12 protein-coding genes and 1 tRNA gene are annotated in these 16,213 nt (G+C 64.7%); 8 read left to right on the top strand and 5 right to left on the bottom strand.

Annotated elements, in window-relative coordinates:
- Positions 1–48: 48 nt before the first annotated feature.
- Positions 49–138, top strand: a tRNA-Ser gene (locus ACZBJS_RS21645).
- A 154-nt stretch (positions 139–292) separates the two neighbouring features.
- On the opposite strand, the gene ACZBJS_RS21640 is transcribed toward ACZBJS_RS21645, so the two are convergent.
- The 3 genes from ACZBJS_RS21640 to ACZBJS_RS21630 form a co-directional block, all read right to left on the bottom strand.
- Positions 293–1,552, bottom strand: a complete 1,260-nt coding sequence (locus ACZBJS_RS21640; RefSeq protein WP_253588572.1) for an arsenic transporter — start codon at positions 1,550–1,552, stop codon at positions 293–295.
- Positions 1,552–2,835: an MFS transporter gene (locus ACZBJS_RS21635; protein ID WP_316395466.1), complete on the bottom strand. Its 1,284-nt coding sequence runs from the start codon at positions 2,833–2,835 to the stop codon at positions 1,552–1,554. Before ACZBJS_RS21635 ends, ACZBJS_RS21640 begins: the two co-directional genes overlap by 1 nt.
- Positions 2,836–2,968: 133 nt before the next feature.
- Positions 2,969–3,418 carry a hypothetical protein gene (locus ACZBJS_RS21630; RefSeq protein WP_057021152.1) on the bottom strand — a complete coding sequence of 150 codons (450 nt, stop codon included), beginning with the start codon at positions 3,416–3,418 and terminating at the stop codon, positions 2,969–2,971.
- A gap of 185 nt (positions 3,419–3,603) precedes the next feature.
- Between ACZBJS_RS21630 and ACZBJS_RS21625 the strand changes: the two genes are divergently transcribed.
- The 7 genes from ACZBJS_RS21625 to ACZBJS_RS21595 all read left to right on the top strand — a co-directional run bounded on the left by ACZBJS_RS21625 (position 3,604) and on the right by ACZBJS_RS21595 (position 11,700).
- The gene (locus ACZBJS_RS21625; RefSeq protein ID WP_199805383.1) at positions 3,604–4,062 is read left to right on the top strand and encodes a hypothetical protein; all 459 of its coding nucleotides are present in this window, start codon (positions 3,604–3,606) and stop codon (positions 4,060–4,062) included.
- A 105-nt stretch (positions 4,063–4,167) separates the two neighbouring features.
- Positions 4,168–4,833 carry a response regulator transcription factor gene (locus tag ACZBJS_RS21620; RefSeq protein WP_076834811.1) on the top strand — a complete coding sequence of 222 codons (666 nt, stop codon included), beginning with the start codon at positions 4,168–4,170 and terminating at the stop codon, positions 4,831–4,833.
- On the top strand, positions 4,833–6,221 hold the full coding sequence (locus ACZBJS_RS21615; RefSeq protein ID WP_316395468.1) for a sensor histidine kinase: 1,389 nt from the start codon (positions 4,833–4,835) through the stop codon (positions 6,219–6,221). Before ACZBJS_RS21620 ends, ACZBJS_RS21615 begins: the two co-directional genes overlap by 1 nt.
- A 213-nt stretch (positions 6,222–6,434) precedes the next feature.
- Positions 6,435–7,439 carry a TAXI family TRAP transporter solute-binding subunit gene (locus tag ACZBJS_RS21610; RefSeq protein WP_057021156.1) on the top strand — a complete coding sequence of 335 codons (1,005 nt, stop codon included), beginning with the start codon at positions 6,435–6,437 and terminating at the stop codon, positions 7,437–7,439.
- Between the two features lie 32 nt (positions 7,440–7,471).
- Positions 7,472–8,065 (top strand): hypothetical protein, encoded by a 594-nt coding sequence (locus ACZBJS_RS21605; RefSeq protein ID WP_229157735.1) that lies wholly within the window; start codon positions 7,472–7,474, stop codon positions 8,063–8,065.
- A 35-nt stretch (positions 8,066–8,100) separates the two neighbouring features.
- Entirely contained in the window at positions 8,101–8,715 is a 615-nt protein-coding gene (locus ACZBJS_RS21600; RefSeq protein ID WP_057021157.1) for a DsrE family protein, read from the top strand.
- Positions 8,716–8,838: 123 nt separating this feature from the next.
- Positions 8,839–11,700: a coiled-coil domain-containing protein gene (locus tag ACZBJS_RS21595; protein ID WP_316395469.1), complete on the top strand. Its 2,862-nt coding sequence runs from the start codon at positions 8,839–8,841 to the stop codon at positions 11,698–11,700.
- A gap of 124 nt (positions 11,701–11,824) precedes the next feature.
- Here the strand turns inward: ACZBJS_RS21595 and ACZBJS_RS21590 are convergent, their stop codons facing one another.
- Together ACZBJS_RS21590 and ACZBJS_RS21585 are read right to left on the bottom strand one after the other, a co-directional pair.
- Entirely contained in the window at positions 11,825–13,252 is a 1,428-nt protein-coding gene (locus ACZBJS_RS21590) for an HlyD family type I secretion periplasmic adaptor subunit (RefSeq protein ID WP_092079172.1), read from the bottom strand.
- Positions 13,239–15,974: a type I secretion system permease/ATPase gene (locus tag ACZBJS_RS21585; RefSeq protein WP_092079169.1), complete on the bottom strand. Its 2,736-nt coding sequence runs from the start codon at positions 15,972–15,974 to the stop codon at positions 13,239–13,241. Before ACZBJS_RS21585 ends, ACZBJS_RS21590 begins: the two co-directional genes overlap by 14 nt.
- Between the last annotated feature and the right edge of the window lie 239 nt (positions 15,975–16,213).

The raw sequence follows: 16,213 nt of genomic DNA, 5'->3' as shown, positions 1-16,213 counted from the left end.
TGCGCTCCCTTGCAAAATCCGCCTCAGCCCTTCAAGAGAGGGCCTCCCGGAGAGATGGCCGAGTGGCTTAAGGCGCACGCTTGGAAAGCGTGTGTGCGGGAAACCGTACCGTGGGTTCGAATCCCACTCTCTCCGCCATTTCCACGATTTAGTGCGCCAAGCCGCGATCTTCTACGATTTTGTGCGACCGGCGGCGCGTATGCAGCGCTTACACAACATGCGCGGCCCCGCCAAGAGAAGTTGAGCCCTCTTGGAGCTCCCCCGTTTCTGGCAATCGAAGCCGCAACCGCTCTTATGAGGCAGACAGCGAGAGCGCAAGCAGCGAAAGTACCAATGCCGGCGGCATGACCACAATGCCGAGTTGCAGAAAGCGAAGCGCGCCAACATGCTCACCCTCGCGCCGCAGCGCGATCAGCCACAGGATCGTGGCGAGTGAACCGGTGACTGAAAGGTTGGGTCCGAGGTCGACGCCGATCAGGATTGCGCCGGTGACGTGATGCGACGCCTGCGCGGCTTGCGTGGTCGTCGCCGCGATCAGACCCATCGGCAGATTGTTGATGAGGTTCGAGGCGATCGCCGTGATGACGCCGGCGCCCCATGAGGTTGCGTGCGGCGATCGCGCGGCGGTTCGCTCGAGCTCTTCCGCGAGTGCCGGCAGCACGCCGGTGCGATTGAGGCCCTCGACCAGGATGAACAGTCCGGCGACGAGAGGAAGGACCGACCATGAGATATCGCGCGCGATCGATAGCGGCGATGTGCGGCCGAGCAGGAGCACGATCACGGTCACCATCGCCCCGCAGGCAAATGTCGGGATTCCAAGATCCAGACCCAACGCCGATGTGGCGAGCAGGACCGCCGCCGTCGCGCCGATGCCGGCGGCGACGATCGCGGCACTTCTGGCAAGCACGGCCGGCTCTCCGTCGCGCACATCGACACTACCCGACAGGCTGTTCCGCAGGCTGAGCCGGAGCATGATGAAGGTCGCTGCAATCGCCACGATCGAGGGCAGCAGGAAGTAGTGCAGCCACTGCGGCAGCGTCGGCATCCGCGCGCCGAACAACACGAGGTTGGCCGGATTAGAGATCGGCAGCACGAAGCTGGCGGCGTTGGCGATGAACGCACAGACGAAAAGATACGGCAGCGGCTCGACCTTCGCGGCACGGGTCGCGGCGTAGACCGCGGGCGTCAGCACGACGGCGGTGGCGTCGTTCGACAGGAAAATGGTGACCAGCGTACCGACCGCATAGACGATCGAAAACAACCGCGACGCTGAGTTGCGCGAATGCTTGACGGCGAGTTCGGCGAACCAATCGAACAAGCCCTCTTTCCGAGCGACCTCGGCCAGCAGCATCATGCCGATCAAAAAGAAGTAGACGTCCGTTCCCTTGCCTGCCGCCGCGACGGCGTCTCGCCACGGCAACAGGTCGAAGGCGATCAGCAGGACGGCGCCGGTCACTGCCCAGATGTATTCCGGCAGATTCCAGGGGCGCGCAATGACGCCCAAGGTCGCAAGACCGGCGATTCCCCAGGTCGCGGCGTTGTGAGTGAACATCAGGCGACACTCGCGGCGCTTGAAACCATTGCATCCGATGCGTGCCCGGGCTTTGTCGCACAAGCAGGCTTCAACAACGGCGCGAAGACGCTCCACAGCGCGACTGAGACCGTGGCGCTGCCACCGAGAATGAGAAACATCGGCCCATACCCGAACTCCTGTGCGATCCAGCCACCGATCGCAGGGCTGAGCGAGGCACCGATGTTTTGGACCGTCATGACCGCGCCATGGCCGGCATTGATCCGCCCGGTCCCGTCGAGAATCCGCGCGACGAGGCCGGGCACTGCCACGCTCTGCAATCCCGCGCCGACGCCGTCAAGAATCTGTACCGGATAAACGCCCCAGCTGTTCAGGAGCCACGCCGCGATGAGGCTCCGGACCGGCAAGGCGATGAAGGACACCAGCATGACCAGCCAGTAGCCCTCCCTTTCGGCCATCCGCATCGCAACCAGCGAGGTCAGGATCATGGTGCCCTGGGCGATGACGATGGTCATCGCGACGAAGCTCGCGGGGTCGGCCTGCTTGTCGGCCACGACCGCCAGGCCGTACAGCGGGAGCATCGCCGCATTGCCGAGGTGGAAGAACAGCAGAGTTGCGGCGAGGATCAGCAATGGCTTCGATTCGATCAGCACTTGCAACCCGCTCGCGCGCTTGTCGTCCGTGCTCTCGCGTTCGAGCCCGCGGGCTGCGTCGTCGTCGATGGACGCGCTCGGGATCATCATAACGGAAGCGATCGAGAGAACACCGAAGACCGCCGCGAGCCAGAACACCGCGGTGAAGCCGTACACCCAGCCGACGAATCCGGACAGCCCGGCGCCGACCATGTTGCCGGCGTGGTTGAAGGCCTGGTTACGGCCGTTCTGTCGATTGAAGCCTGCCTGGCGGACGATACCCAGCGTGATGCCGGCGACGGCCGGACCGATCGCGGCGCCGGCAATCGCCGTCGCGACCTGTGAGGCTGCCACGAGCCAGAACTCCTGCGACAGCAGCACGATGCCGGAGGCGACGACACTGCAGATGCCGGGGATGATGACGAACAGCTTCTTGCTGCGCGTGGCGTCGATCAGGGCTCCGGCCGGCGTCGTCATCAACATCCCGGCAACGCCGCCCGCCGTCATCACCGTCCCGATCCAGCCGGCCTGCCAGCCCTGCGCGAGCAGAAATACGCCGAGGAACGGCCCGATGCCGGCCTGCATGTCGGCGATGAAGAAGTTCAGCGCGAGCAGCGGACGGAGCGCCTTCTCTGGACTCGCGCTGTATGAGGCCGTCGGTGCTATCGACACGTTGCATCCCGATGCTTGATTAAACAAACTGCCTGTCCGATGAGATCCTCGACGCACCCGAGCCGGTTGAGTCCGGTTCGGGTCCGGTTTCCTGTTACGGTTGCTCAGAGCGGCGTCAGTCGTCCCCTAAGCGTCAAGCAGCTTCGTGTCCGTTGCCGACGAGCTTGGCTTTCCGGATTCGTCCGCCCAATTCGACGTGCAGTTCGTAGGTCTCGCCGTTGCGCCGGCCGTCTATTTCGAAATGCTTGGGCTTGCGACGGGGCGTACCCATCGGTTCGAACCCGGCCGAGCGAGCGGCCTCGATCGCTGCGGCGGGGTCTGCGGGTTCGTGGTGGGCGTGCTCGGGCTTCTTCTTGTGCTGGATCGTCACGCCCGCGCCATCGCACGCGAAATGCGTCACCTTGAGCTCAGAAGGCTTCTGCTCGCCTTCCAGTTCGACATCGGCTCCGATCCGGAGCTTGACGAGGTCTGCTCCATGCGGCGTGAGATCGGCAAGCACCATGCCTTTCGGGGTCTGAACCACAAAGCGGTGCGCAAAAACGTGCACGATCCTGCCGGACAATTTGATCTGGTCTTCCGACATCCTGATCTCCTGATTTTCTACTGTTCGTGATTTGCTCAAAGCGCTTTGGGCCCAGGGGGCGGTGGCGGTGCTCCGGGCGGTGGTGGCGGGGCGTCAGCCCGCGGTGGTGGGGGTGGTGCCCCTGGGGGCGGCGGCGGAGGCGGCCCGTCGGCCCGCGGAGGCGGCGGTGGCGCGCCGCGAGGCGGATGCGGCGGAGGACCGAAGGCTTCGGTTCGGCCGTCGGCATGCGAGACGATTTGAGCGCGGAAGATCCCCTGATCGAACATTCCCTGGACCGTCACGATCTCTCCCCTGGTGACGGCATCGGCATTATCCCCACGCGGTCCGAGATCGATCAGGGCGCGGCCGCCGCCGTCCTCCATCAAGAACATGTGGCCGAAGATCTCAGCGACGTTGCCGCGCACGGCGGACGGACCGCCGGGTTGCAGCCTGTCGATCGCGGTCGGCTGCAGCAGCATGACGTTGCGCGGCGGCCAATTCTGGGCGACGCGAACGCCAGCGGCACCGGCCGCTGCGCCGGCGACAAGCACGGCAAGCGCGGCCCCTGCCAACAGGCCACGATGCCGGACCTGCCGACGCCCAGGCAGCGACGGGCTCGTATCCCTCTGTGCATCGCTTTCGGTCATTGGACGCTCCTTTCATGATTGCGATGCCTGAAGCCTAGGACACTGTCCCCAATCCAGCCTGAACCGTTCCGTTCAGCTTGAGTTAAGCTTGGGCGCCTAGTTCCGGTCCGAGGTGTGAGCCGAATGAAAATCCTTCTGGTCGAAGACGATCGCCTGCTCGCGCAAGAGATTGCCCGAGCCCTGCGTGAGGAGAATTTCGCGGTCGACATCGCCGCCAACGGCGAGGACGGACAGCACCTCGGCGAAACCGAATCCTACGATGCCGCGGTGCTCGATCTCGGGCTGCCCAAAGTGCCCGGCGTCGAGGTGCTGCGCGGTTGGCGGAAGCAGGGCCGGCACCTGCCGGTGCTGATCCTGACTGCGCGCGACGGCTGGACCGACAAGGTGGAAGGCTTCAAGGCCGGGGCCGATGACTATCTCACCAAGCCATTCCGGATCGAGGAACTGGTCATGCGCCTTCGCGCGCTGGTCCGTCGCGCCTCGGGGCATGCTGTGCCGCGAATTTCCTGCGGACCCCTGAGCTTCGAAACGCAGACCGGCGTGTTCGAGCTCGATGGATTGCCGTTGAAGCTGACCGGGTTGGAGTGGCGTGTTCTCGAATGCCTGATCCTGCGCAAGGACACCGTGGTCGAGCGAGGCCTGCTGTCGGAAAAGGTCTATGAGGGCGACGTCGGGACGGATTCGAATTCCATCGAAGTGATCGTCGCGCGGCTCCGGCGCAAGGTCGGCAAGGCGCTGATCGAGACCGAAAGGGGCCGCGGCTACAAGCTCAACTCGGGATCCCCATGATGAGCCGGAATGCATCGCTCGGCCGGCGCCTCATGATCGGAGCCGGCGTGTTCATCACCGCGGCCCTGATCGTCGCCGCGATCCTGATATCGTTCGTGCTGCATCGATTCGTGCAGGGGCAGATCGATCAGAGGCTCGACGCGCAGATCCTCTTCCTCGCGTCCATGCTTGAAGCCGACGGCGCCGGCAACATTCGTCTGGCGGGATCCGCCGACGGGCCGCCATTCGATCGACGCCGACGCGGCTGGTACTGGCAGATTTTGGGGCCAAAGAACGCCTTGCGGTCGCGGTCGCTCGACGGAGCGGATCTGGCTCCTCCCGATATCAGCAACAGACCCCTGCCGCCCCCGCCGCCGCCTCCCCCGATCGGCGAAGATCCGCCTCCGCGAGAACGCCCGCTGCCTGCCGACGGCAAGGGTCCATACGACAACGTACTCCACTTTCGCATTTTGAACGTCGCGGTGTCCGGCACTCCTGTCACGATCGTGGCCTCCGCGCCGAGAGACGCGGTGCGCGGGCCGTTGTGGGAAGCAATGCGCACGTTGGCCTTGTCGCTCGCGGTGCTCGGCATCGCATTGATCTTAGCGATGCTGATCCAGGTTCGTCTGGGGTTGCGTCCCCTCGAACGACTTCGTCAGGCGGTCGCCGATGTAAGAGCTGGACTTCGCGACAACGTGCCCGACGCGCAGCCGGGCGAGGTGCAGCCATTGGCCACCGAACTGAATGCGCTGCTGGTTCAGAACGCCACCAACCTGGAGCGGGCGCGCAAACACGTCTCGAATCTGGCGCACGGACTGAAAACGCCGCTTGCGACGCTGGCGGTCGCGCTGCAGAAGCAATCGTCAGGCTCAGAGGATCTTCACGGTCTCGTCGTCCTAATGGACCGGCGCATCCGGCATCATCTGGGTCGCGCCCGATCGGCCGCACTTTGCGGTCCGGTTCGGACAAGAACAGTAATCGCGCCACGCGTCGCGGATCTCGGTCTCGTCCTCGGCAAAGTGAACGCCGACAAGACGATCGATTTCGTCAATCATATACCAGCCGGCCTGGCGGTAGCCTGCGAACAGCAGGACGTCGACGAGATGCTGGGAAACGTGCTGGAGAACGCCTTCTCCTGGTGCGGCAGCAAGGTTGTCGTCGAATCTCGCGAGGAGACGCGAAGTGTGGTCCTCGTCGTCGAGGACGATGGACCGGGGCTTTCGCCGGAGCAGATGTCGCAGGCGGTGCAGGCCGGCCAACGGCTCGACGAAAGCTCTCCAGGATTCGGCTTCGGGCTGTCGATCACGCGGGAACTCGCCGAGCTTTACGCCGGATCCCTTAGCCTGGACCGGTCTCCACTCGGGGGACTTCGAGTGGCGATACGTCTGCCGTCCGCGGGGCTGGAGTGAGGGAAATCCCGGATGTCTGGTGCCGGTGACCGGTCCCTCGCTGCCGCGGCGTGGGGACACGCACAATGGATAATCCGGAAGGAGTAGTGGGCTCCCCCATGGGGAGAAATAGCGCGCGCCGATGAACTGCATGAAACTACGACAAAATCACCGATCGGCGAGGGCGGAGATCCCATGGGACAGACCGCAAAAAGGGAATTGCACCCGTTGCGCATGCTGGCGCTGCTGATTCCGCTGCTCACGACCGTTCCGCTGTCAAACGTGGATGCACAGGCGCAACCTGCTGCACCGCGTCAATTGCGCCGTGAGCCGCCGCCGCAAAAGCCGCAGGTGACGATGAATGCCTGGACGATCGGCCTCGCCGGGGGCCTGCTCGAGGGCGCGCCCATTCGTCTCGCGGCCGAAATCGCCCGCGTGGTAGACGATGGCGACAAGCTGCATGTGTTGCCGGTCGTGACGCGCGGGCCGACGGAGAATGTGAACTCGCTGCTGTATTTGCGCGGCATCGATGCCGCCATCATCAATTCCGACGTGCTCGAGGAATACAGGAGCCAGGTGCCGGATATCCAGCAACGGCTGGCTTTCGTGCTGAACCTGTTTCCGTCCGAACTGCATATCTTCGTTCGTCCCGAGATCCAAAGCCTGAGCGATCTCGCCGGCAAGAAGGTGAACTTCAATAATCTGGGTACCGCAGCGGCCTATTCGGGGCCGCTGATCTTCAGCCGCCTTGGCCTCGATGTGGAAAAAACATTCATTCCCCATCAGGTCGCGCTCGAGCAGATGCGCAAGGGCGAGATGGCCGCGGTCGTCTTCATCACCTCGAAGCCGGTGGATGCCTTCGTGCGCGGCCGCTGGGACCCGGGGTTCAAGTTCCTGCCTGTTCCCTATGACAGGAGGTTCGAAGACTTTTATCTTCCCGCCTCGCTCGAGGCCACGGAGTATCCCAATCTCATCAAGCAGGGCGAGCGCGTCACGACAATCGCCGTGCCGACCGCCCTGGTGGCTTTCAACTTTCCGGCCAAATCGAACCGCTATGAGCGCCTTGCGCGCTTCGTGGAGTATCTGTTCTCGCGGATCGACAAGCTGCAGCAGCCGGGCTTCGACCAAAAGTGGAAGACGATCAATCTCGCCGCGACCGTTCCCGGCCTGACGCGCTTCCCCGCAGCGCAGGCGTGGCTCGATCGCGAGCCGCGCGCCGCCGCAAATACATCGCAATGAGACGCGCGGCGACCTGCGCGGTGGCTGGAGTCTTGCTCGCAAGCGGCATTGCTTCGGCGCAGGCGGCAGGATATCGCCAGATCGCTCAGCTCCGCGATTGCTCCGCCAAGGAACGCTCCGAACGGCCGGAGTGCTCCGAGAAGACACCGCGGGCGTCGGCGCTGCCCCAGGCGAACCTGGGTAACAGCTGGGTCGTCAGCCTGACGACTTCACCGCTCGACTATTCACCGGTCGCCACCGCCACGACGTCATCGCGCGACGGTGCTGGCGAAAGCGCAATGACGCTTTCGATTCGCTGCCATGGCGGGCGGAGCGAACTGATCGTCGCGGGCTCCCGCGTGTCCGGTCGCGGCGATGGATATGCGATTTCCTACCGCATCAACGACGGTCCGCCGCAGCAAGTCGCGGCAGCTGTGCCTGCGTCCGGGACCGGCGTTGCGTTCGGCGGCGACGTGATTCGCTTGCTGCAGTCCCTTCCGGACGGCGGAGGTCTCAGTATTCACCTCGCACCCCGTACCGGACCGGCGCTGGATGCGGTGTTTCCGTTGGGCGGGATGGATGTGGTGCGCGCGAAGATCACCGCTGCCTGCAGGTGGCCACAGCCGACCGCAAAACCCAACGGCTAGGGATTTCAATAACGTGTCTTTAACAGGAGGTATCCATGCGCGTGTTTCAGCATATTGCGAAGGTAACCATCATCGGAGCCGCAACGGCGCTCCTGGCCGCTTCATACGCTGCGGCGGAGCAAGGCGGCGGACGGTACTGGACACCGACAACAACGAACCGCACTGCGGACTATCAGCACGTTTCAGAAAAGGTCCAAAGGGTTCATATCTCGCGCAAGGCGACCACCCACAAGAGGGAACGATCTCCTCTCGACGCCAACGCCCGGCTTCCATCCAACGCCAAGTCGCACAACCTGATCCTGCAGGTGAACACGAACGATCCCGCAGCCATGAATCTCGCGCTCAACAACGCAGTCAACGTTGCGCAATACTACAAGGATCTCGGCGAGAAGGTGAAGATCGAGGTGGTCACCTTCGGACCCGGCCTGCACATGCTGCGCGACGACACCTCGCCGGTGAAAGCCCGTCTCGAGGAAATGGCGCTGAGCACGCCGGAGGTCTCGTTCAAGGCCTGTGGCAATACCCAGGAAAAAATGCACAAGGCCGAGAACAAGGATATCCCGATTGTTCGCCAGGCGGAGGTGGTGAAGTCAGGCGTCGTGCGCGTGATGGAACTGCAGGAGAAGGGCTGGTCCTATGTGAAGCCGTGACCTGTGGCCTAACCCGAAAGGGGTGGGTGGGGTCCTCCATGCGGGCTGTAGGCTTCGCGCTGCGGTACGGCGCATAATGCCGTACCTCAACAGATCGTGTCGCCACGCGACAGGTGATTGCGGATGGGCCCGGTGATCCTCAAGGACAAGGCAGTTGCCGGCTGCGACATCGCAGATTCGTCGCGCCGCCTGCTGCCCAAGGCGGGACGGTCCGCGCTGTCGTGGACGACTGCTGCCATGCTCGCAATGGTGTGCGCGCCGGAAACACGGGCTTCCCCAGATCCGGCGCGCCCTTCGACGCAACCGCAGCATTCGGCGGCGGCCGGTAGTCCCGCTTTCATCGAAGCGGCAAGGAACGGCGCTCCCGAAGCCTTGCCGCCGGGTCGAGGCGGCAATGACAGACCGGTGCAGGTCGCCCAAGCGAGCGTCGGCGACACGGGGCAGGCCTCGAAACGGGAATACAACTGGGCGGAGTCGCTCTCCTGCGAACTGACGAATGCAAGACGTGACATCGAGTTGCTGCAACGTCTCGAGCAAGAGCGCTATCGGGCCGAGTCGATGGAGCAGAGTCTCGCGGCGGCGCGCCGCGATATCGAGGCCCAGGCCGCGTTGACGGACAAGGCGGCCGAAGAGAAGCAGGCCGCGCAGGGCGGCGCGGAGTTGCTGAACTCCCTGCAAGAGACGCGTGAGCGGGCGGAGCGCCTGGAGCGGGATCTGGCGGCAGCGCGGCGTGATGTCGAAACCCAGACCGTGCTGGCGACAAAAACGGGTGAGGAAGCGTCTCGGCTGAAAGCAGCGGCGGAAGGTGGCGCGGCGGATCTGCAGCGGGAGCGCGAGCGGTCCGCGCGGCTCGAGCAGGTTCTCGAGGCATTGCGCCGCAACGTCGAGACTCAGACGGCGCTGGCGGCAAAGGCAGGCGAGGAGGTTTCCCAGCTGAAGGGGATGCGTGAAAGCGGCGCTACGGAGCTGCAGTCGGCCCTGCAAAGGGAGCACGAGCGGAGCGCGCAGCTGGAGCAGGATCTGGCGGCAGCGCGGCGCGATGTCGAGACCCAGATGGCGTTGGCGACAACGACGAAGGAAGAAGCCCTGCGGCAGAAGCAGGCAGCGGACGTCGGAGCTGCCGAGCTCAGGCAATTGCGCGAACGAGCCGAGGCGCTGGCGCAAGACCTCTCGCTGTCGCGGAGCTCGATCTATGCATACGAAGCCCAAGTCCGTAAATCCGGAGACGAAGCGACGGAGCTCAGGCAGGCGGTTGCAAGCTGCACGGCTTCGGTCAGCAAATTCACACCCGACGAAGGTGAGCGGTTCGCACGGCTGGAGCGGGACCTTGCGGCTGCCCGCAGCAACGTCGAGACCCAGGCCGCGCTGGCGACCAAAGCCGGCGAGGAGGTTTCCCGACTGAAACAGCAAAGCGAAAGCGGAGCGGCCGAGTCGCAGGGCTCCCTGCAAAAGGAGCGAGAGCGGTCCGAAAGGCTGGAGCAGGATCTTGCGGTCGCGCGGCGTGATGCCGAGACCCAGACCGCGCTGGCGGCAAAGGCGGCCGATGAAGCCCTGCGGCAGAAGCGGACGGTGGAGGCCGGGGCCGCCGAGCTGCGGGACTCGCGTGCCAAGGCCGACGCGCTGACACAGGAGCTTTCCCAGACGCGAAGCACGATCTACGCCTTCGAGGCGCAGGCCCGCAAAGCCGGTGAAGAAGCAGCGGAGCTCAGGCAGGCGGCCGAGAGCGGCGCGGCTTCGGTTCACAAATCCACACCGGACGAACGTGAGCGACTGGTGCGGCTGGAGCAGGATCTTGCGGCTGCGCGACGCGATGTCGAGACGCAAACCGCGCTGGCGACGAAAGCAGGCGAGGAAACCGCCCGACTGAAGCGGGAAAGGGAAAGCGGTGCGGCGGAGTTGCAGAACTCACTGCAAGCGGCGCGGGCCGACCGGCTGGAGCAGGATCTCGCGGCAGCGCGGCGCGATGTCGCGACCAAGACGGCGCTGGCGACGAAAGCAGACGAGGAAACGTCCCGGCTGAAGGCGGTGGAGAAGAGCGGTGCGGCCGAGCTGCAAAAGGAGCATGAGCGGTCCGCCCGGCTGGAGCAGGATCTTGCGGCAGCGCGACGTGATATCGAGAGCAAGGCCGTGCTGGTGAGCGAAGCGGGCAAGGAAACGTCCCGGCTGAAGGCGGCGGAGAAGAGCGGTGCGGCCGAGCTGCAAAAGGAGCGTGAGCGGTCCGCCCGGCTGGAGCAGGATCTCGCGGCGGCGCGACGTGACGTCGAGAGCAAGGCCGTGCTGGTGACCGAAGCGGGCAAGGAAACGTCCCGGCTGCAAGCTGTGGGAAAGAGCGCTGCGGCGGACCTGCAAAAGGAGCGTGAGCGGTCCGCGCGGCTGGAGCAAGATCTGGCGGCAGCGCATCGCGACAGCGAAACCCAGACGGCGCGGGCGGCAAAGGCAGGCGAGGAAATCTTGCTGCAGAAGCAGGCGGCGGAAGCCAGCGCTGCCGAATTGAGACAATTGCGCGCCAGGATCGACGTGCAGCCCCAGCACCTCCCTTTGTCGCGGAGCGCAATCCATGCGTATGAGGCCGAGGATCGCAAGGCGCACGGCGCGGCGTTGACGACCGGTGCGACCGCACGGGACAAGTCCATCGAAGTGGCCACCAATCCAACCGCCGAACAGACGCGAGCGGCGCCTGCTCGCGCGGTTGCCCAGCCTGCTCCCGAGCAGGCTGCGGAAGCCGGAGGGTTGGTTGCGCGGGCGAGCTCCTTGTTGCGTCAGGGCGACATAGGCGCGGCGCGGCTTGTACTCGAGCGCGCCGTGGAAATGGGCAGCGCCCAGGCGAGCTTCGCGCTGGCAGAAACCTACGATCCCCTGATTCTTGCGAAGTGGGGGACTTACGGCACGCGCGGCGACGAGCGCAGGGCGCAAGACCTCTACGCCAAGGCCAACGCCGCGGGAGTTCATGAGGCGAAATCGCGTCTGGAAGCGCTGCGCCGATAGCGCATGTGCCAATCCACCGGCAATTTCACCGCAATCGTCCTAACGACGGGCGCCACCGCGACGAGCTTCGCTCTCACGCGCGTGGCGCCCCGCCCGGCCGCAACGTCCGGCGACGGGCTTCGCTTTAGCGTTCGCGCAGGGCTTCCTGCCGGTAGCGTGCCAGCGGCGACAGCAGGTAGCTGATGATCCTGCGCGTGCCGGTCTTGATTTCGACCGTCACCGCCATGCCCGGCCCGAGCTTGACGAGCTTGTCCTCGATTTGCATGTGCGTCCGGTCGAGCGAAACGCGCGCGGCGTATTCCAGCTCCTGACCTTTAGGCTCGCTGCTGCTCTGCGCCGCGCCCAATGTCCGGTCATTGGGGTTGCCCTGTTGCTTTTCGCGCGTGATGGCATCCGTCGACACGCTGAGCACATCGCCATGAAGCAGCCCGTACCGGGTGAAGTTGAACGTATCGACCTTGATCTCCGCCTTCTGGCCGGGATGCACGAAGCCGATGTCGCGGTTCGACAGCATGGCCTCGATCTCGAGCTGGCTCTCGCTCGGGACCACGACGGCCAGCGCCTGAGCGGGCGTCACCACGCCGCCCACCGTATGAACGGCAAGCTGCTGCACGACGCCGTCGACCGGTGCGGTCAGGCTCTGCAGTTTCGTTCGCCGATCCGCCTTGACCACCTCCTGCGCGGCGCTCGCAGCTTTCTGCTCGGCCTTCGCAAGAGCATCATAGGTCGCGCGGCGATACTCCGCGGCAGTCTTGTCCTTGGTCTCCTTCAGCAGCGCGATCGCCGCATCGGCTTCGCGCAGCCGGCTCTGCTGCAGGACGAGGTCCTGCTGCATGGCGACCAGTTCCTGATATTCGGAGAGATAGACGACCTTCGACGCCAATGCCTTCTCGACGAGACCCTTGCGGATATCGACGCGCTCCTTCAGTACCGGAATCGTCGCCTCCAGCTTGTCGACGCTCGCCGATGTGGTCGCCCGTTCCGCCTCCTTCTGCCCCTGCTGACGCTCGATTTCAGAAAGCTTTGCGCTCTGTTCGGCGCGCTGGCTGATCAGGAACTGGCGATGCATCTCGATTTCGGCCGCACTTGCGTTTTGCGGCGGCCGGAAGGCCGCGAGCGGGTCTGCGGCCAGCGCGGCGCGCAGCCGCGCGACGTCCAGCTCGGCTGCAAGCAGATCGCTCTTCTGGCGTTCCTGGTCGGCTTCCGTCATTGTCGGATCCAGCTCGATCAGGACGTCGCCGGCCTTGACGCTCTGGCCGTCGCGGACGCGGATAGCGCGGACCACACCGGTCTCGAACGGCTGGATCAGCTTGGTGCGCCCGCCCGGCACGATCTTGCCGGTCGCGCTGGCGACGATATCGACGCTGCCGAGCGTCGCCCACAACAGCGCGATGCAGAACGCGGCGATGATGCAGGCCCCGATCGCGCGCCCGATCGGCGACGGCGGCGATTCGGCGATCTCGAGCGCCGCCGGCAGAAAGGCGATTTCGTGCTCGCGGCGGCGAGGTTCGCGTCTCGGGAACGCGACGACATTGCGGCTAGCGGACGTCATGGATACCGGCCTGCAGATAATGGAGGTTGGCGTAACGGCCGTTGGTGCGGATCAGCTCGTCATGGCTGCCGTCCTCGACGATGCGGCCATGCTCGAGGGTGATGATCCGGCTTGCATTGCGCACCGTCGACAGCCGGTGGGCGATGACGAACACGGTCCGGCCGGCGGAAATCCGCCTCATGTTCTGCTGGATCGCGCGCTCGCTTTCGTAGTCCAGCGCGCTGGTCGCCTCGTCCAGGATCAGGATGCGTGGATCGGTGATGAGTGCACGCGCGATTGCGATTCGCTGGCGCTGCCCGCCGGACAGGCTGCTGCCGCGCTCACCCACGACGGTGTCGTAACCCTCCGGCAGTTCGAGGATGAAGTCGTGGGCGCCGGCTAGCTCCGCCGCTTCGATGACGCGCTCCATCGGCATCGCCGGATCGGCCAGCGCGATGTTGTCGCGAACCGTGCAGTTGAACAGTACGTTCTCCTGCAACACGACGCCGATCTGGCGCCGCAGCCAGCTCAGATCGACCATCGCGAGGTCGACGCCGTCGACGAGCACGCGCCCGCTTTCCGGGACATAGAGACGCTGGATCAGCTTGGTGATGGTGCTCTTGCCCGAGCCCGACGAACCCACGATGCCGATGACCTGGCCTGGCTCGACGCTGAAGGACACGTCGTGCAGCACCTCGGGGCCGTCGATGCGGTAGCGGAAAGTCGCGTGCTCGAATGTGACCTGACCGCGGATCGGTGGCAGCGCCGCGCGGGCCGGCGTGAAGCTCGGCTCGGGAATGGTGTTGAGGATGTCGCCGAGACGATCGATCGACAGGCGGGCCTGATGGAAGTCCTGCCAGATCTGCGCGAGTCGCAGAACCGGCGCGCTGACACGCGCGGCCAGCATGTTGAACGCGACGAGCTCACCGACAGTCAGGTCCCCGCTGACCACCAGGCGGGCGCCGAAGTAAAGGGTCGCGGCGATGACCAGCTTGTTGATCATCTGGACCGCCTGGCTCGCCGTGTTGTTCAGGCTGAGCACGCGGAAGCTTGCGGACACATAGCCGGCGAGCTGCTCCTCCCAGCGGCGCTGCATCTGCGGCTCGACCGCCATGGCCTTCAGCGTCTCGATACCGGTGACGCTCTCGACCAGGAAGGCCTGGTTCTCGGAGCCGCGATTGAATTTCTCGTCGAGGCGCCGACGGAACAGCGGCGCGGCTCCCGCGGAGATGCCGATGTAGAGCGGGAAGGACGCCAGCACGATCCACGTCAACGTCGTCGAGTAATAGAACATCACTGCAAGGAAGACGACGGTGAACAGCAGATCGATCACCAGCGTGAGCGCCGAGCTGGTCAGGAACTGGCGGATGTTCTCGAGCTCGCGGACGCGCGCCACCGAATCGCCGACGCGGCGGGTCTGGAAATAGGCGATCGGCAGCGCCAGCAGGTGACGGAACAGCCTGGCGCCGAGCTCGACGTCGATACGGTTTGTCGTATGCGCGAACTGATAGACGCGCAGCGTCTCGAGAACGGCCTCGAACACGGTCAGTACGACAAGCCCGACGACCAGCACGTCGAGCGTGCTCATGCTTCGATGCACGAGCACCTTGTCGATCACCACCTGGAAGAACAGCGGTGAGACAACGGCGAAGATCTGAAGGAAGAACGACGCCGCCAGCACCTCGCCGAGCAGGCGACGATACTTTTGCATGGCGCCGACGAACCAGGAGATATCGAAGCGCCGCGCGAGGTCGGTCAGGCTGGCGCGCCGGGCCATCAGGATGATGCCGCCGTCCCAGATCGCCTCGAGTTGGGCCTGGGTGATTGCTTCGGGCCGCGGAGACAGCGGGCGCTGAACGAGAAGCTTGTCGTCGATAACCTTGCCGAGGATCAGGAAGCTGCCGTCGCGCAGAACCGCAATTCCCGGCAGCGGGGTGACGGCAAGCCTGTTCCAGCTCGTCCTCTGCACCTTTGCCTTGAGTCCGAAATCCTTGGCGCAGCGCAGGATTTCAGTAACGCCGAGGCGCGCCGCGCCGATCCGGTGACGAATTTGGCCGGGGTCGGCAGCGATGCCATGGCAACGCAGCAAGATCGCCAGCGCAATGAGCCCGGATTCATCGTCATGTTCGGATTCGACGCCGGCGGCCGGGGATTCGGTGTTTGTGTTCGCCGGATGGATTGCGGCATCGTCGCGAGGCCCGCGCATCAGGATGCCAGGTCTCATCGCCAAGAAGCTCTTCGTGAGACCGTCACGAGCCCGCATCAGGCCCTCGCCGGCGCGGTGCATCAGGCCGGCGCCGAGGTCAAACGAGCGCGTGCGGATGCCGGCAAATGCATGACGTGCGCGCTGCGCGAGGCTCTGTGATCCAGCACAGATCAAACCGCCATCCCAGATCGCTTCGAATTCCGCGCGCGTCATCCGGCTCGGATGCGGCGAGGTCGGGTGCAGCACAAGCGCCACCTGGTCGTCGATCTTGCCCAGCAGCAGAAATCCACCGTCACGCAGCGAGGCGATTCCGGGCAGCTGGATACCCGCAAGGCGGGTCCAATCCATTGTCCGCGAGCGGACCTTGACTCCGAATTCGCGCGCGCAGCGAAGCATCGCGCGGACGCCGATCTCGTCGCTCCCGCAACGATCGCGGAGCTGGTCCGGCACAGTATTCACGCCATGGAGGCGCAGGAACAGAGCTAGCGCGCGAAGCCCTAGATCTGCGGCGGGGGCATTTCCGTTCTGGATCGCCATTCTTACTCAACCCTTCGCGGCTACCCGGCCGCGTTAGTGTTCCTTCTCATGCATTTCCAAAGACTGGGAATTCCAATGCCGCGCATCGACAGAGCATGCGACATACCGCTTGCTCGCAGCCTAAAGGCGCAAGCAACATCAAAGCACTAGGGCCTCGAACCGCGAGGGGATTTCAAAGCAGTGGGATTTTAGACCTGCCCCCCGACTGCTGAACCGGTTCGTTAATGCGCAAAAATGGC

This window comes from Bradyrhizobium sp. KZN70725 (assembly GCF_055264925.1).
Note: the sequence above shows the minus strand (reverse complement) of the source record. Positions and strands in the feature narration are given on the sequence as shown.

What these genes read in the sequence shown, in the direction of transcription:
- ACZBJS_RS21625 (WP_199805383.1), top strand. Translation starts at nt 3,604, where the DNA reads ATGCGGCGGAGGACCGAAGGCTTCGGTTCGGCCGTCGGCATGCGAGAC.
- ACZBJS_RS21585 (WP_092079169.1), bottom strand. Translation starts at nt 15,974, where the DNA reads ATGGCGATCCAGAACGGAAATGCCCCCGCCGCAGATCTAGGGCTTCGC.
- ACZBJS_RS21595 (WP_316395469.1), top strand. Translation starts at nt 8,839, where the DNA reads ATGGGCCCGGTGATCCTCAAGGACAAGGCAGTTGCCGGCTGCGACATC.
- ACZBJS_RS21615 (WP_316395468.1), top strand. Translation starts at nt 4,833, where the DNA reads ATGAGCCGGAATGCATCGCTCGGCCGGCGCCTCATGATCGGAGCCGGC.
- ACZBJS_RS21630 (WP_057021152.1), bottom strand. Translation starts at nt 3,418, where the DNA reads ATGTCGGAAGACCAGATCAAATTGTCCGGCAGGATCGTGCACGTTTTT.
- ACZBJS_RS21620 (WP_076834811.1), top strand. Translation starts at nt 4,168, where the DNA reads ATGAAAATCCTTCTGGTCGAAGACGATCGCCTGCTCGCGCAAGAGATT.
- ACZBJS_RS21590 (WP_092079172.1), bottom strand. Translation starts at nt 13,252, where the DNA reads ATGACGTCCGCTAGCCGCAATGTCGTCGCGTTCCCGAGACGCGAACCT.
- ACZBJS_RS21610 (WP_057021156.1), top strand. Translation starts at nt 6,435, where the DNA reads ATGCTGGCGCTGCTGATTCCGCTGCTCACGACCGTTCCGCTGTCAAAC.
- ACZBJS_RS21600 (WP_057021157.1), top strand. Translation starts at nt 8,101, where the DNA reads ATGCGCGTGTTTCAGCATATTGCGAAGGTAACCATCATCGGAGCCGCA.
- ACZBJS_RS21640 (WP_253588572.1), bottom strand. Translation starts at nt 1,552, where the DNA reads ATGTTCACTCACAACGCCGCGACCTGGGGAATCGCCGGTCTTGCGACC.